Here is a 16,574-nt window from a genome sequence, read left to right as displayed (position 1 = left end):
TTTTGGAGGAAAAATCAAGCATGACTAAGTCACGCGTTTCAGCGCTATCTAACGATGACGCTAAGGATCTTCGCAACGGGGCGAAGGAGTCTGAGAAGGCTGCTAAGGGAGTAACGAACCCTAAAGAGGCGATTCTAAAAGCCGCTTCTTTTACAAAAGCGCCAAAAGTTTCTCAGAAAACCACCACTCGCGAAGAACGAGAGGCGTTGGCGTATCAGCAGGCTAAAGAAGTTAAAGAGGCTGAAAAGCTTGCGGATAGTGCGGTTAGAGGTCCACTTGGCAGATGGTGGGCAAAGATACAAACCAGCTCAGATAAATTTACTTTAGGTATGTCGATAGTGGCATTGGGCGTTGTTTATGGAGATATTGGAACTTCTCCTTTGTACACTGCTCAAACATTCTTAGCTGGTCAAGGCGGATTGCAAAACATTAGTCGCGAAGCCGTTTACGGAATGTTATCCCTAGTGTTTTGGTCAATCACGCTGATCACAACCGTAAAATACGTGTTTGTAGCTATGCGCACAGACAACAAAGGCGAAGGTGGAATTTTTGCACTCTACTCGCTTATTAGACGGAAAGGCGCGTGGCTTGCGATTCCAGCAATGATTGGCGGTGCTGCGTTCCTTGCTGATTCTGTTCTAACTCCAGCAGTTTCAATATCTTCTGCAGTTGAAGGTCTGCGAACTATATCTGCGTTTAGGCCTATTTTCTTAGAAAACGACAATCTATCTTTAATGATTACCGTGGTTATTATTGTGATTCTGTTTTCGGTTCAACAGCGAGGAACTGAAAGAATAGGCAAAGTTTTCGGCATAGTAGTTATGATATGGTTTGGATTCCTAGCGCTTGTTGGAATCATGAATATTGGAGAAGATTGGGCAATTTTTGAAGCTTTGAACCCAATTTACGGCTTGAAGTTTTTGTTTAGTTCGCACAATGTGCAAGGAATGGCGTTAATGGGCATCATATTCCTTTCCACAACAGGTGCGGAAGCCTTGTATTCTGATATGGGTCATGTTGGGCGTGGAAACGTTTACGTTACGTGGCCATTTATTAAAGTTGCTCTTGTTCTAAACTACTTTGGTCAAGGCAGCTGGATGCTACAACATCAAAACAATAAAGCATTATGGTCTATAGAAGGCTTAAATCCTTTCTTCCAGATGCTCAGCCCGAATTTACGTTATGTAGCAGTTGTGCTTTCTGTAACAGCAGGCATTATTGCATCACAGGCTTTGATTACTGGTGCATTCACTATGGTTTCAGAAGCTACAAGCCTTAATTGGATGCCTCATCTCCAGGTGCGTTACCCTGCGCGTACTCGTGGTCAGCTTTATATTCCAGTTGTTAATTTTGTGCTTTGTCTTGCAACTCTTACGGTTTTAGCTGTGTTTAAAGATTCAGAGCATATTTCGGGAGCATATGGTCTTGCACTTACGCTTACCATGATTGCTACAACAACACTTCTTACTGTTCACATGTGGTATCAAAAGAAGAAGATTGCTGCTTTAATTTTTGCCACTGTGTTCTTGATTATCGAGATTTTGTTCTTTATAGCATCTATGGCAAAATTCATGCATGGTGGTTGGTTTACCATGATTCTTGGGGCTACGATTCTTATCGTTATGCTCACTTGGAAGGATGGCACTAAGATTGAGCGTTCTCAACGCTTGCACATGAAGCCTAAGGATTTTCTGCCTGTGCTAGATAAGCTTCATCGTGATTTCCGTATTCCTTATTTTGCGGATAACATTGTTTATTTGACTTCCGATAAGGAAATGAAGCGTTTGGATACTGGAATCTTCTTCTCTATTTTTGCGGATCATCCTAAGCGTGCGCGCGCGTGGTGGGCTGTGTCAGTGGAAACGGATGATGCTCCGTTTACTCGCGAATATTGCGTGGAGAATTTTGGTACGGACTATTTGTTCCGCGTTAAGATCAAACTTGGGTTTAAGGTTTCTCCTTCGATTCCTGCGTATTTGCATCAGATTATGCACGATTTGTCGCATACTGGCGAGCTTCCGCAACAGCAATCTGTGTACCCTAAGGTTGATGCGGATCCAGATATTGGTCCAATTCGTTACGTGCTTTTACATAAGGCTTTGATGCCTGAGTCGAATATTTCTTTGCGTGGTGCGTTATCGCTAAAAATGAAGTATGCGATTCGTCATATTGCTGGTACGCCTGTTAAGTGGTTTGGATTAGCTCCGTATAATCCTGTTGTAGAAGTTCAGCCGTTGTTTGTTTCCACTCGTAGACCTCCTCGTTTAAAGAGAGAAGAAGTTGCTTCTTCTAGAGCAGTTCAGTCTTTGCAAGGTTCAGGAATTGTGTCTGATGTTGCGTCGGATGCTGAACAAACAACTATTATGAACGCTAGAGATATTGTTAATGCAAATGTTTCTAGCGATGGCAAGTCTGAGAAGTCTGAAAAGTCTGCAAATAAGGAGACTAAGGAATCTAAAATATCTAACACTGGCAAAATCGCTAGAATAGATACTGGTCAGATTAAAGCAGTTAAAAAGTGAAGTGATTTAAGCAACTAAGCAACAAGTGCTTTGTTTGTGTTGCTTTGTTTTAAGGAGCGCGGTGTAATTATGCTTGCAGATTTGCCTGATTTTAATAGGATCGAAAAGTTGCATCGCGCTACTGCGCCAAGTGAAGCTGCGTACAATTTGATTCACTGCCATTGTGTTGTTATTGCTACGATTTCTTGGATGATCGCAAGACGTCAAAATCAGTTGTTGGCTTTTAAGCAGCTTGGTAGTATTGAGGATTTTGCGGATAAGTCGCCAGCATCCGTCGAACGGATTATGCTTTGTCAAATATCTAAAATCAATAAAGACTTAAAAAATAGATGTGATTTAGCAAAGTCGTGTCTTGAAAAATTAATAAATTTAGATCCGTTATCTCTTCCTCAAATCGATGGAGGTGCGGCTCCAAGTGATTATGTAGACGAATATGCTGCATTTGCTGGAGGATTGTTGCACGATATCGGAACTTATTTTGTTTTAGATAAAGACGGTTCGCGCGAAGAGAACAGTAAGTTGGAGTTTGACGGTCCTCATTATATTTTGCACGGCTTGCGCGGCTACAACTATTTGATTGATAACGGTTTTAGCGAAGATACTGCGCAATTTGCGCGTAATCATACTGGTGTAGGGCTGACTCGCGAGCAAGTTGTTTCTCAGAATTTACCGCTTCCAGCTGGCGACTATATTCCGCAAACTATTGAACAAGAAATTGTGATGGTCGCAGATAAATACAACAGTAAGTCGATTCCGCCGCGATTTTTAACAGTTGATACATATAGATGTAAAGCTGAACGATTTGGCGAAGAAAATGCAAAGCGATGGATGTTCTTGGTTAATAAGTATGGCAGAGTGAGTGTTTGCAAGCTTGCAGATTTCTTTGGGCTTAAGGTTGATTAGGCAAAGTTGATTAAGCTTTGCTTTTATGGCTATAAAGCCGCTAATCCAAGTGCAGTGTTTACTTCGGCTACAATATCGTGCATAGCAGCGCTTGCTGCAGCTGCGTCACCTTCCATAATTGCCTGCGTTACCTTTTTATGGTTTAATATCGCTTCTTTATTTGGTTTTTGCGGATAAAGATTTAGCTCAACTCTGCCGCGTAATACGCTTTCGACTATTGAACTAAGTTTTGCAAAAATCGGGTTACCGCTATTTGCAAGCAAAAGAGTATGGAACTGGATATCTAATTCATGAAAATCTGCCAGTCTATTTTCTTCTACCGCTTTTACCATATCGTGACCAATTACGCCCAATTTATAGCGTATTTCTACATCTCCGCGTAATGCACATCCAGCTGCTGCGGCAGGTTCTACAACAAGACGAAGTTCTGTTAATGCTCGTAGTTCATTTTCTCTGTATGGTGAATGTAGTTTCCATGTGATTACTCGTGTATTTAAATCGTCCCAATTTTCTGGATTGCAAGCTATTACGCCTGTTCCGCGTTGAAATTGTACGCAACCCAAAGATGCTAATAGTCTTGTTGCTTCTCGAGCTACTGTTCTAGATATTCCATATTGTTTTTGAATATCTTCTAGTTTTCGATTAGTTTTTGGCTCCCATTTGTTATTTACTATTTCATCTGCGAGAGAATCTGCTATAGATAGATGTAAAGGAGCGTTTTCGGTCACTAAGTCACTAGAAATTTGACTTTGTGTGGTATTAGACACCATATTTGCCTCGCAGTTTTATGTATACTTATGGTTTCATCCTAGCAAATAGAAAATGAAAATATAGTTATGCTCAAAAAATAACATATCAAAGACTCTTAATTCTTTGACAAAGAGTCTTTGTGTGGTATTCTTATAGTGTTGTCAATAACAAAGGAGCTATTATGGCGATTCACATTGTAGTGATGGGCGTTGCTGGTTGCGGCAAGTCTACTGTTTCTGAGGCAATTCGCGATCAACTTGGTTACACTCTGGCAGAAGGTGATGATTTTCATCCAAAAGCTAATATAGATAAAATGTCCGCAGGAATTGCGCTAACAGATGAAGATCGTTGGCCTTGGTTGGATCTTATTAACAAATGGATGGTTGCGCGTGAAAGTCTTGGAGAAAACACAGTTGTTTCAAGCTCTGCATTAAAACGGTCATATCGCGAAGTTCTTTCTAAAAATCTAAACGTGTACTTCTTGCATTTAAACGGAAGCCATGAGTTAATAGCGCAGAGGCTAAAAGATCGTAAAGGACACTTTATGCCACCATCTTTATTGCCAAGTCAGTTTGCAATTTTGGAGCCTCTAGGTAAAGAAGAAAACGGAACCGTTATATCGATTGAAGGTTCTGTTGAATATATGGTTCATAGAGCTATCAAAGCAGTAAAAACATATGAACAATCGCAGATGCAAAAACAATCATAAATGCAAAACAATAGCAATTGTAAAGTGGCGCAATTGTAAAGCAGCACAAAAATATACATTCAAAAATTACTAACGCAAATAACAAAGTTGTTAGCGCATTGATCGTAAACAAAAGATCACAAGGAATATAAATAAAGCATCACAATAATTAAAACAATTCACAAAATCATGGAGGATTTATGAGTGGGTTAATTCTTGCGGCAATATTAGGTATAGCGCTTATTGTCGTACTTATTGCAGTGGTAAAAGTACATCCCTTCCTATCGTTAATGATTGGTTCGATTGCAACTGCAATCATTGCAGGAGTTCCATATGATAAAAGTCTTACAAGCTTTACTAATGGAGTTGGCTCCACAGCATCAGGAGTTGGATTACTCATTGCTTTAGGCGGAATTATTGGAATTCTTCTTACGCGTTCTGGTGGAGCAGACGTGATTTGTGACACCATACTTAAGAAAGCTCCAGAACATAAGCTTCCATGGGCTATGGCGCTGAGCGCATTTATTGTTGGAATTCCACTGTTCTTTGAAGTTGGTGTAGTGATACTTATACCAATTATTCTTCTTGTTGCTCGTCGTACAAAAATGCCAGTAATTGCTTTAGGAATACCGGCGCTCGCAGGCTTATCGGCTTTGCATGCTTTTGTACCGCCACATCCTGGACCACTTGTTGCTATTGATGCTTTGCATGCAAACCTTGGATTGACTTTGGCTTTTGGTTTGATTATCGCCATACCAACTGTAGCAATCGCAGGACCTCTAATGGTTCATTGGATGGTAAAAATGGTTCCTATTCAAGCTAAGCAAGAAGAAGACAATAAGAAGGAAGATAAGCCACAAAATCGCCCTACATTCGCGGAAGCATCTAGCGTAATTTTACTTCCAGTAATTCTTATGCTTGCAGCCAGTGTTGTTGATATTACGGGGCAATCAAAATCTACATTTGGTAGTGTAATCGCATGGATTGGAACACCGCTTGAAGCTCTTACAATCACTACTATTTTTGCGATGATATTATTTGCTATTCGCGCAAAGTGGAGTAGGGATACATTAAATTCTCTGGTAGGCCTTTCGTTCTCCTCAATTGCAAGTATCTTGTTGATAGTTGCTGCTGGGGGTGGATTCAAGCAAACCCTTGTAGATTCTGGAATTGGTAAAGTTATTGCTACGGGCATTGTTCAGGCAAATCTTAATCCTCTTCTTGCTGGATGGATTGTTGCTGTACTAATTAGACTGGCGACTGGATCTGCAACCGTTGCAACCGTAACGGCATCTGGTATTGTTGCACCTTTGGCTGCAAATCTAAATCAAGTACAATTAGCGTTACTCGTACTAGCTATTGGTGCTGGATCAATCTTCTTATCTCATGTAAATGATGCTGGATTCTGGTTGGTTAAAGAATATTTCGGTATGAGCGTAGGACAAACATTTAAAACATGGTCATTAATGGAAACAGTATTGTCTGTTGTTGGACTTGCAATTATTATGCTAGTTTCCGCTGTTGTTCCTGTGTTCATATGAAATTAAAAAGATTATCTGAATAAGTTTTGTGACAGTTTTGCAAAAGTTATTAAAAGTTATTAAAAGTTATCAAAAAATTTGAAGGAAGGAATTTATTATGCAATTAGGTGTTATCGGTTTAGGGCGCATGGGTGGAAACATGGTTAAGCGCTTGCGCGAAGGAGGTCATGAAGTTGTTGGATATGACGTTAGTGCCGAATCAAATCGAGATGTTGATTCTTTAGAAAAATTGGTACAAAGACTTTCTAGTCCGCGTATTGTATGGGTTATGGTTCCAGCTGGTTCTCCTACAGACACAACTATCGAAAAATTAAGCAATCTTCTCGAAGATAATGACCTAGTAATTGATGGAGGCAATACTAGGTATATTGATGATCAACGTCATTCTGCTGAATTAAAAGCAAAGGGAATCCATTTTATGGATGTTGGAGTTTCAGGCGGAGTTTGGGGATCGACTCGTGGATACGCATTGATGGCTGGCGGCTCCGATGAAGATTATCAGAGAATGCTACCAATTTTCGAGACTTTGAAGCCTGAAGGCCCTGACGGACTCGTTCACGCTGGTGCTGTTGGCGGTGGTCATTTTGCCAAGATGGTTCACAATGGAATTGAATACGGGATGATGCAGGCTTTTGGTGAAGGCTTTGCAACAATGATGCGTTCAGAATTAATAGATGATCCAGCTAAGGTTATGTCTTCATGGCGCCAAGGTTCTGTTGTTCAGTCTTGGTTGCTTGACTTATTCGCGCGCGCTGCAAAAGACGATCCAACATTAGAATCTATGCCTCCTGTTGCTAATGAATCTGGTGAAGCAAAGTGGATGGTTGAGGCTGCACTTGAACTTGGTGTTCCAACCCCAGTTACCGCATGCTCATTGTGGGCTCGCCAAGTATCTCGCGGAGGTGGAGATGACACTTTGCGAGTAGTTTCATCGTTGCGTGCGCAGTTTGGTGGTCATGTCACTAAAAAATAGTCAAAGTAAGTAGAAAATATCTAAGGTAAAAATAGATAAAAAATAGATAAAGAATAGATAAAGATTGTATAGATGGGCAGTTATGTGTTAATTGCCCATCTATTTTATTTTCGACACTCCCGGGTTTTGTGTTTTTTATGGTTTTTTGTTTGTTTTTTGGGTTGTTTTTGGTTTTGTGTTGGTGGTTGTGGTGGTTTGTTGTGGTTTTTTGCGTGTTTTCGACACGCCGATGTTTTGGCTTGTTTTCAATGGTTTTGTGGTGTTTGTTTGGTGTTGGTTTGCGTTTTGGTGGGGTTTGGTGTAAGTTTATCTCTTGCTGCTCAGCGCGGCTGGTTCTCCTCGGTTGAGGTTGATGGGCCGGCTGGTGTGGTGGTGGTTTGAGAACTCAAGAGCGTGTCTGTACTACTTATTAGTTAATTATTGCCAGTTCATTGTCAGCCTCACGGATTGTGGGGTGCCTGAGAGATGGTTAAATGATGGTGAGGTTTTTTGTTGGGATGTTCTTTCCTTAAAGAATGTCTCGTCTTTTTCTTTTATATTGGAGCCTTTTGTTGGCTCTTCATTGAAGTTTTTCGTGGAGGGTTCGATTCTGGCTCAGGATGAACGCTGGCGGCGTGCTTAACACATGCAAGTCGAACGGGATCTGACCAGCTTGCTGGTTGGTGAGAGTGGCGAACGGGTGAGTAATGCGTGACCAACCTGCCCCATGCTCCAGAATAGCTCTTGGAAACGGGTGGTAATGCTGGATGCTCCAACTTGACGCATGTCTTGTTGGGAAAGTGTTTAGTGGCATGGGATGGGGTCGCGTCCTATCAGCTTGTAGGCGGGGTAATGGCCCACCTAGGCTTCGACGGGTAGCCGGCCTGAGAGGGCGGACGGCCACATTGGGACTGAGATACGGCCCAGACTCCTACGGGAGGCAGCAGTGGGGAATATTGCGCAATGGGGGGAACCCTGACGCAGCGACGCCGCGTGCGGGATGAAGGCCTTCGGGTTGTAAACCGCTTTTGATTGGGAGCAAGCCTTTTGGGTGAGTGTACCTTTCGAATAAGCGCCGGCTAACTACGTGCCAGCAGCCGCGGTAATACGTAGGGCGCAAGCGTTATCCGGAATTATTGGGCGTAAAGAGCTTGTAGGCGGTTCGTCGCGTCTGGTGTGAAAGCCCATCGCTTAACGGTGGGTTTGCGCCGGGTACGGGCGGGCTAGAGTGCAGTAGGGGAGACTGGAATTCTCGGTGTAACGGTGGAATGTGTAGATATCGGGAAGAACACCAATGGCGAAGGCAGGTCTCTGGGCTGTTACTGACGCTGAGAAGCGAAAGCGTGGGGAGCGAACAGGATTAGATACCCTGGTAGTCCACGCCGTAAACGGTGGACGCTGGATGTGGGGCCCATTCCACGGGTTCTGTGTCGGAGCTAACGCGTTAAGCGTCCCGCCTGGGGAGTACGGCCGCAAGGCTAAAACTCAAAGAAATTGACGGGGGCCCGCACAAGCGGCGGAGCATGCGGATTAATTCGATGCAACGCGAAGAACCTTACCTGGGCTTGACATGTGCCTGACGACTGCAGAGATGTGGTTTCCTTTCGGGGCAGGTTCACAGGTGGTGCATGGTCGTCGTCAGCTCGTGTCGTGAGATGTTGGGTTAAGTCCCGCAACGAGCGCAACCCTCGCCCTGTGTTGCCAGCGGGTTATGCCGGGAACTCACGGGGGACCGCCGGGGTTAACTCGGAGGAAGGTGGGGATGACGTCAGATCATCATGCCCCTTACGTCCAGGGCTTCACGCATGCTACAATGGCCAGTACAACGGGTTGCTTCATGGTGACATGGTGCTAATCCCTTAAAACTGGTCTCAGTTCGGATCGTAGTCTGCAACTCGACTACGTGAAGGCGGAGTCGCTAGTAATCGCGAATCAGCAACGTCGCGGTGAATGCGTTCCCGGGCCTTGTACACACCGCCCGTCAAGTCATGAAAGTGGGCAGCACCCGAAGCCGGTGGCCTAACCCTTTTGGGATGGAGCCGTCTAAGGTGAGGCTCGTGATTGGGACTAAGTCGTAACAAGGTAGCCGTACCGGAAGGTGCGGCTGGATCACCTCCTTTCTACGGAGTTTTTGTGCACGCTCGGTTGAGTGTGGTTACTGGTGTGGAAAACAATAGTTAATGTTTTTAGATGAGTATGTTGGGCATGCTTTTGGGTTCCCGGATTGCCACCCCCCTTGTTTTGGGGTTGCGGTCCTGGCCCTTGGATTACAGGTTGAGGCTTTTTGGTTTTTGGCTTGTGTTCTTGGTGTTTGGTGGTTTGAGAACTGGATAGTGGACGCGAGTAAGAATAGTGAGACTATTTTTGGTTTTGCTTGTTTTTACTTTTATCAATTTCAACCGGCTCCATTTTGGTGGAGTCGCTTGATCGTTTTGTGATCGTTTAGTGTGATGATTTATTGTCTAGAGAGTTAAGCGATAGGCTTTTTACTGGTGTATCACTGGTAAGGGCGTATGGTGGATGCCTTGGTAGACAGGACCGATGAAGGACGTGACGGGCTGCGATATGCCTCGGGGAGCTGCCGAGTGGGCTTTGATCCGAGGATTTCCGAATGGGGAGACCCGGCCACTGTTATGGGTGGTCACCACAGTTTTTGTGGGGGGTACGCAGGGAAGTGAAACATCTCAGTACCTGCAGGAAAGGATACTCCGTGAGTAGTGGCGAGCGAAAGCGGATCAGGCTAAACCGAGTACGTGTGATAACCGTCAGGTGTTGCGTATTCGGGGTCGTGGGATTGACTGTTCAGCCTCTGACGGGGTTGAGAAGAGTGATAAAATGTCGTGTTATGTGAATGGGATTGAATTCCCAGCCGTAGAGGGTGATGGCCCCGTAGCAGGTTGCGCGATGTCTTTTTATGTTTATTCCCAAGTAGCGCGGGCCTCGTGGAATCCCGCGTGAATCTGCCCAGACCGTTGGGTAAGCCTAAGTATTCCTGTCTGACCGATAGTGTACTAGTACCGTGAGGGAAAGGTGAAAAGCACCCCGGGAGGGGAGTGAAATAGTTCCTGAAACCGTGCGCTTACAATCCGTCGGAGCCTTCTTTGTGGGGTGACGGCGTGCCTATCGAAAAATGAGTCTGCGAGTCAGTGGTATGTGGCGAGGCTAACCCGGGTGGGGGAGCCGTAGCGAAAGCGAGTTTTAAAAGGCGTTTTAGTCGCATGTCCTGGACCCGAAGCGGGATGATCTAGCCCTGAGCAGGTTGAAGCGCGGGTAAGACCGTGTGGAGGACCGAACCCACCTAGGTTGAAAACTGGGGGGATGACTTGGGGTTAGGGGTGAAAGGCCAATCAAATTCCGTGATAGCTGGTTCTCTCCGAAATGCATTTAGGTGCAGCGTCATGTTATTGCTTGCAGGGGGTAGAGCTACTGGATGCTTGCGGGCCCATACCGGGTACTAATAGCAGCCAAACTCCGAATACCTGTTAGGTTTATCATGGCAGTGAGTCGGCGGGGGATAAGCTCCGTCGTCAAAAGGGAAACAGCCCTGATCGTCGTCTAAGGTCCCGAAGCGCGTGCTAAGTGGGAAAGGATGTGGAGTCGCATAGACAGCCAGGAGGTTGGCTCAGAAGCAGCCATCCTTGAAAGAGTGCGTAACAGCTCACTGGTCTAGTGGTTCCGCGCCGACAATGTAGCGGGGCTTAAGCACGCCACCGAAGACGCGACTGCATGATTTAGTTCATGTGGGGTAGGAGAGCGTCCTGTATGGGGTGAAGCGGCAGTGTGAACTTGTCGTGGACTATACGGGAGTGAGAATGCAGACATGAGTAGCGAGAGACAGGTGTGAATCCTGTCCGCTGAATGACTAAGGGTTCCGGGGCCACGTTCGTCGTCCCCGGGTGAGTCGAGTCCTAAGGCGAGGCCGACAGGCGTAGTCGAATGGATGAACGGGTTGATATTCCCGTACCGGTGTTACACCGTTCGAACTGAATCTGAGAGTACTAACCTTCGTTATTCTGGTTGATTATCTTTCGGGGTTTTCTTCTGGTTTAGTGTTGGGAGCGTATCGGTAGTAGGTTAGCGTGGGAGTGACGCGGGTAGGTAGCCGGCTGCGGAGGTGGTTTTCCGTGGCTAAGCGTGTGGGCTGTCCTCTAGGTAAATCCGGGGGATGTTAAGCTGAGGCGTGATGGGTAGGCTGTAAGGCTGATTCCGGTGATCCTGCTTGCCGAGAAAAGCTTCAACGTGAGGTGTGATTCCGCTCGTACCCTAAACCGACACTGGTGGTCTGGTAGAGTATACCAAAGCGATCGGGCGAATCCTGGCCAAGGAACTCGGCAAATTACTCCCGTGCCTTCGGCATAAGGGAGACCCCTGATGGTGATATGGTTTCACATTGTTGAGCTGTTGGGGGTGGCACAAGCTAGGGGGTAGCGACTGTTTACCAAAAACACAGGAGCGTGCGAAGGCGTAAGCCGCTGTATACGCTCTGACGCCTGCCCGGTGCCGGAAGGTTAAGAGGATCCGTTAGCTTCGGTGAAGCGGTGAATTTAAGCCCCGGTAAACGGCGGTGGTAACTATAACCATCCTAAGGTAGCGAAATTCCTTGTCGGGTAAGTTCCGACCTGCACGAATGGCGTAACGACTTCCCCACTGTCTCGGCCAGGAGCCCGGCGAAATTGCAGTACGAGTAAAGATGCTCGTTAAGCGCAGAAGGACGAAAAGACCCCGGGACCTTTACTATACCTTGGTATTGTCGTTAGGTGTGGATCGTGTAGCATAGGCGGGAGGCTGTGAAGCGTGGGCGCTAGCTTGCGTGGAGTCGATCAGTGAAATACCGCTCTTTCCATATCTGGCGTCTAACCTCGACACGTTATCCGTGTTAGGGACAGTGCCTGGCGGGTAGTTTAACTGGGGCGGTTGCCTCCTAAAGAGTAACGGAGGCGCTCAATGGTCCGCTCAGCCCGGTTGGCAATCGGGTGTTGAGTGTAATCGCACAAGCGGGCTTGACTGTGAGACTGACGGGTCGAGCAGGGACGAAAGTCGGAGATAGTGATCCGGTGCCGGCGTACGGACGTGGCATCGCTCAACGGATAAAAGGTACCCCGGGGATAACAGGCTGATCATTCCCAAGAGTCCATATCGACGGGATGGTTTGGCACCTCGATGTCGGCTCGTCGCATCCTGGGGCTGGAGCAGGTCCCAAGGGTTCGGCTGTTCGCCGATTAAAGCGGCACGCGAGCTGGGTTCAGAACGTCGTGAGACAGTTTGGTCTCTATCCTCTGCGCTCGTTGGAATGTTGAGGAGACCTGCCCATAGTACGAGAGGACCTGGGTGGACGAACCTCTGGTATGCCGGTCGTCACGCCAGTGGCGCTGCCGGTTAGCTACGTTTGGAAGGGATAACCGCTGAAAGCATCTAAGCGGGAAGCCTGCTCCAAGATTAGCATTCCTTGCACTTTGTGTGTGAGCCCCCATGTAGAACACGTGGTTGATAGGCTGGATGTGGAAGCCCTGTAAGGGGTGGAGCTGACCAGTACTAATGGGCGATTGTGATACTACTTGTATTGCTTATCGTTTAATTCTCTTAACTTTAGGGAGTGTTAGACGGTCATTTTATGGTTAAGTTGTTGATTTTGATGATTGTTTTTCTGTTGCTCGCGTTCATGTCCGGTTCCCAAACCGCCAATTTGCCGCTCGTTTAAAGCGAGTGTATAATCTAGTTTTGCGGTGGTCATGGCTCAGGTGAGACGCCCGGTCCCATTCCGAACCCGGAAGCTAAGGCCTGACACGGTGAGGGTACTGCACTCGATAGGGTGTGGGAGACTAGCACGCTGCCGCATTATTCTTTCTAGCGGGGAACTTGATTGTTCCCCGCTTTTTTATTATTTAAGTTTAGGTTATCGTCGAACACGTTCATATTCTTGTAGTGCGATTGTACCAAAACATGTTAGTGTAAAGAATCTTGTTAGCGTAAAGAGTAGTGTGTAAGTGTAGCTTTAACACAATTAAACTGATTAAACGGAAGTATGTATGAAAAAGGCTCTTATTAACATTGATTATACGAATGATTTCGTTGCAAGTGATGGCTCGCTTACAGTAGGAGAGCCTGCACAAAAGCTCGAGAAGCGAATTACAGAGATATCGCAAGAATTTCTAGACGCTGGAGAATTCGTTGTTTTTGCAATCGATACGCATCATCTAAACGATCCGTATCATCCTGAAACTAAGCTTTTCCCACCTCACAATATTGCTGGAACACACGGTCAGAAACTGTATGGCATGCTTGGCAATTTTTATGAGGCAAATAAAGATAAAAGCAACGTTTATTACATTCATAAGACGCGCTACTCGTCGTTCAATGGCACTGATTTGCTGATTAAGCTTCGCGAACGTCATATTGAGGAGCTGCATTTGGTAGGCGTTTGCACAGATATTTGCGTGCTTCACACGGCTGTCGATGCGTATAATCTTGGATTCAAGATTGTGGTTCACAAAGATGCAGTCGCAAGCTTTGATCCTCAAGGTCACGAGTGGGCTTTGCGCCACTTTAAGACTTGTCTTAATGCAGATATTGTAGAAAGCTAAGATCTTTAGCTAAAAATATAAATAATTATTAAATAATCAATTATTAAATAATCGACGCTGGTTGCTTTGAGCTGCCAGCGTTTTTGTTTAATCGGAGTGTCGACTTGACTATTAATGAGAATCATTATTATTATTGATAGACGTTGTAAAGATGTCTTCGAGTAGTTATGTGTAAAAGAAGAGTACACATTGCGAAATAGAGAAGATGAAGTGTAGAGAGCGAAATAGTAATTATGACTCAGGTCATTAAGAATATGGTAAAACGCGCGTTTGCAATGTGTGGCGTTGCGGTGCTTGCGTTTGCGGTGCTGGTATCGGGGTTCAGTGCTGCAAATCCTGCGTATGCGGATGAAGAACAAACTATCTATAAGTATGATGCAAGTGCAAAAGATGTGCTGGCAAACGGTCATATGGACATCTTCTATCCATTTATGCATAATGGCAAGCTCATAATGGGTTTTGAAGCCAACTCTATTCTATACAAGCCTGAAAATGTAACAATGAAGGTTGGTCAATCATCATACAGTACGCAAGATTTTGATAATTACAAAAACAAGTTACCATTCGATGCTTCACAAGGTTATTGGCTTTTAGACGAATCTGGTAATAAACAAGATAAAGAGCTATTCCCAGGGTGGGATACTTCCATTACTTCTAAAGCAGTTGGATCGGAAAATCCAGATGGCGCATCAGCAGATATTGTTATACAAAAAGTAACAGCTCCTAAAGGTGCAAAAGTATTAATATGGCAGTCTGCAAAAAATAAGGATAAAGAATCCATAGCAAAATCATTTGAATATCAAGATAAAGATGATGAAAAAGAGGAAGGCAGCCGATTCGAGCTTCCAGGAGTGATTCATCAATCTCAAGTTACACATCAACATACAAACTGGGTATTCACTCAGCCTGGAACTTATACATTAGAAGCGTACGCTGTTATTAAAAATAAGACGACGAAAGAAACTAAAACCACTAATACTGCCAAATATACTTTTATTGTTGAAGCAAGCCATAATCATACCGTGTCATCTGAGTCTGTTGTTAAAGAACGCGGAAAAGCGGAAATTCCAGTTTTGGATGCAAACACTAAAGACGATGATCCTTCTGAAAACTCTGACTGTGCTGATGGCAATCTGTGCATACTAGGGATTCGCAATACAGGTAGCCACCCACATTATCATTCCTACGAGCCAGGCGGTGGATTGAATCTTTACACGTATCGTGAAGGATTCAAAAAAGATATTGAAAACGGAACAATAAAAAAACCATCATACGAATGGTGTATAAACAGGGCTGACGAACAAGAAAACACGTTTGCATCATGCTTCTTAGGTGAAAGGCTAAAGCTGCCAGCCGAACCTGCGATGAACGGAATGAAAGTTCGCGTGATTCTAACAGGTGAAGGAATCGGAGCTTTCGATAGAGATAGAGCTTTCGGAACAATAGTCGTAGAAGATCATGGCGCTGACGGACGCCCAGTAGTACAAGCATACGGAAAGTCCAAAGTCAATTTAGGAGAAAAAGTTCATCTAAAAGCTAAACTGTTCTCCCCACGAGTTCCTACTGTAAAAGGTGAAGCGTCTGATCCAGAAGAGCCAGCGACATCCATAGTAAAAAAATACAAGTGGATGATTAAAAAAGATGGCGAAAAAGAGTTTAAAAATATTGAAGGTTCTGCTGACGGAAGCACATGCGAATTAACAATTGATGAAAGCATGCAGGATGCTGTCGTTCGCGCTTATCTTGTGCTAGACGACGGAACGTTATATAGGAACGCAGGTTTCGATGATTTTTGCGATTGGAATGTCAATATAAAGAATTTAGACAAAAAAGATCATGCGCAACCTGAAAACTCAAAAGATTCTAATAATAAGAAGAACAACAAGAACAATAAAACAAAAAACAAGAAGAATAAGAAAAATAAGAAGAATCGTAAAAAGAATAAGAACCATAAGTCTAATGGAAACGATGAATCTGATAGTCAGAATGAGATAGAAGACGGCAATCAGAACGAAGAATCCAATAACACAGGTGAATCAAAGGAAAAGAATAACAACAAGGAATCAGAGTCAGATAATAAAGATTCTAAGAAGAACAAAAAGAAAAACGATAAGGATAAAGATAAAAAGAAGAATAAGAATAAGTCAGATGAAAGCGAAGATGATTCCAATTCGTCTGAGTCTTCCAATTCGCATAACTCTTCCGAATCGTCAGACTCTGACAATAACAGTTTTAAGCAATCCGCAACCACTCCGTTAGTTGCAAGAGCTAATACTAATAATGTATTTACAAATGCTAGTGGAAGCTTCACAAAATCTTCTTCTAAAGGATTAGGCGGATTGTCAAATGGTATTTCTTCCTCAAAACATTCTAAGAAGATGAAAAAAGTGAAACTGCTTAGTAAAAAAAGCAAAAAGTCAAATAAGACTAAAGCTGCTTCATACAATTCTGATGATGAAAACATTGAGGATTCAGAAGTACTAGAAGATTCAGAAGAAGAACAAGAAGCAAAAAGTCACAAAACAAAATGGGTAGCTGCTGCTGTAGGAACTGCAAGCGTGAGCTTGTGTGCTGTAACAGGAGCTGGGGCTTTCTTGATGAGACCACGTATGAAGTTGTTGTAGAAGGAGAAGAAAA

At 44.5% G+C, this 16,574-nt stretch carries 9 protein-coding genes and 3 rRNA genes; 11 read left to right on the top strand and 1 reads right to left on the bottom strand.

Annotated features, from left to right (window positions below):
• The first annotated feature begins 20 nt into the window (after positions 1-20).
• Positions 21-2,522 carry a KUP/HAK/KT family potassium transporter gene (locus tag HXT55_RS06670; RefSeq protein WP_013399429.1) on the top strand — a complete coding sequence of 834 codons (2,502 nt, stop codon included), beginning with the start codon at positions 21-23 and terminating at the stop codon, positions 2,520-2,522.
• Between the two features lie 69 nt (positions 2,523-2,591).
• On the top strand, positions 2,592-3,425 hold the full coding sequence (locus tag HXT55_RS06665) for an HD domain-containing protein (RefSeq protein ID WP_004118194.1): 834 nt from the start codon (positions 2,592-2,594) through the stop codon (positions 3,423-3,425).
• Between the two features lie 29 nt (positions 3,426-3,454).
• Here the strand turns inward: HXT55_RS06665 and HXT55_RS06660 are convergent, their stop codons facing one another.
• The gene (locus tag HXT55_RS06660) at positions 3,455-4,195 is read right to left on the bottom strand and encodes a FadR/GntR family transcriptional regulator (RefSeq protein ID WP_004112733.1); all 741 of its coding nucleotides are present in this window, start codon (positions 4,193-4,195) and stop codon (positions 3,455-3,457) included.
• Between the two features lie 161 nt (positions 4,196-4,356).
• Here HXT55_RS06660 and HXT55_RS06655 point away from each other — a divergent pair, with 161 nt between their 5' ends.
• The 9 genes from HXT55_RS06655 (at position 4,357) to HXT55_RS06615 (ending at position 16,561) form a co-directional block, all read left to right on the top strand.
• On the top strand, positions 4,357-4,884 hold the full coding sequence (locus HXT55_RS06655) for a gluconokinase (protein ID WP_415691161.1): 528 nt from the start codon (positions 4,357-4,359) through the stop codon (positions 4,882-4,884).
• A gap of 179 nt (positions 4,885-5,063) precedes the next feature.
• The gene (locus HXT55_RS06650; RefSeq protein WP_004112718.1) at positions 5,064-6,404 is read left to right on the top strand and encodes a GntP family permease; all 1,341 of its coding nucleotides are present in this window, start codon (positions 5,064-5,066) and stop codon (positions 6,402-6,404) included.
• A 97-nt stretch (positions 6,405-6,501) separates the two neighbouring features.
• Positions 6,502-7,377, top strand: a complete 876-nt coding sequence (gene gnd / locus HXT55_RS06645; protein WP_004118197.1) for a phosphogluconate dehydrogenase (NAD(+)-dependent, decarboxylating) — start codon at positions 6,502-6,504, stop codon at positions 7,375-7,377.
• A 72-nt stretch (positions 7,378-7,449) separates the two neighbouring features.
• Positions 7,450-7,758: a hypothetical protein gene (locus HXT55_RS06640; protein ID WP_415682516.1), complete on the top strand. Its 309-nt coding sequence runs from the start codon at positions 7,450-7,452 to the stop codon at positions 7,756-7,758.
• 190 nt (positions 7,759-7,948) lie between these two features.
• Positions 7,949-9,476, top strand: a 16S ribosomal RNA gene (locus tag HXT55_RS06635).
• 373 nt (positions 9,477-9,849) lie between these two features.
• Positions 9,850-12,911: ribosomal RNA gene (locus HXT55_RS06630) — 23S ribosomal RNA — on the top strand.
• Between the two features lie 164 nt (positions 12,912-13,075).
• Positions 13,076-13,192 (top strand): 5S ribosomal RNA (gene rrf, locus HXT55_RS06625).
• The 16S, 23S and 5S rRNA genes sit together here, the layout of an rRNA operon.
• Before the next feature lie 190 nt (positions 13,193-13,382).
• On the top strand, positions 13,383-13,937 hold the full coding sequence (locus tag HXT55_RS06620) for a cysteine hydrolase family protein (protein ID WP_004113723.1): 555 nt from the start codon (positions 13,383-13,385) through the stop codon (positions 13,935-13,937).
• Positions 13,938-14,170: 233 nt separating this feature from the next.
• The gene (locus HXT55_RS06615) at positions 14,171-16,561 is read left to right on the top strand and encodes a choice-of-anchor M domain-containing protein (RefSeq protein WP_101886313.1); all 2,391 of its coding nucleotides are present in this window, start codon (positions 14,171-14,173) and stop codon (positions 16,559-16,561) included.
• Positions 16,562-16,574: the final 13 nt, after the last annotated feature.

Origin of the sequence: Gardnerella sp. KA00718, assembly GCF_049244285.1 — a bacterium.
Classification (GTDB): domain Bacteria; phylum Actinomycetota; class Actinomycetes; order Actinomycetales; family Bifidobacteriaceae; genus Bifidobacterium; species Bifidobacterium vaginale.
The sequence above is the reverse complement of the archived record's forward strand: the minus strand, read 5'-3'. Positions and strand labels throughout refer to the sequence as shown.

Coding starts and splice junctions, on each gene's coding strand:
- HXT55_RS06670 (WP_013399429.1), top strand. CDS start 21: ATGACTAAGTCACGCGTTTCAGCGCTATCTAACGATGACGCTAAGGAT.
- HXT55_RS06665 (WP_004118194.1), top strand. CDS start 2,592: ATGCTTGCAGATTTGCCTGATTTTAATAGGATCGAAAAGTTGCATCGC.
- HXT55_RS06660 (WP_004112733.1), bottom strand. CDS start 4,195: ATGGTGTCTAATACCACACAAAGTCAAATTTCTAGTGACTTAGTGACC.
- HXT55_RS06655 (WP_415691161.1), top strand. CDS start 4,357: ATGGCGATTCACATTGTAGTGATGGGCGTTGCTGGTTGCGGCAAGTCT.
- HXT55_RS06650 (WP_004112718.1), top strand. CDS start 5,064: ATGAGTGGGTTAATTCTTGCGGCAATATTAGGTATAGCGCTTATTGTC.
- gnd (WP_004118197.1), top strand. CDS start 6,502: ATGCAATTAGGTGTTATCGGTTTAGGGCGCATGGGTGGAAACATGGTT.
- HXT55_RS06640 (WP_415682516.1), top strand. CDS start 7,450: ATGGGCAGTTATGTGTTAATTGCCCATCTATTTTATTTTCGACACTCC.
- HXT55_RS06620 (WP_004113723.1), top strand. CDS start 13,383: ATGAAAAAGGCTCTTATTAACATTGATTATACGAATGATTTCGTTGCA.
- HXT55_RS06615 (WP_101886313.1), top strand. CDS start 14,171: ATGACTCAGGTCATTAAGAATATGGTAAAACGCGCGTTTGCAATGTGT.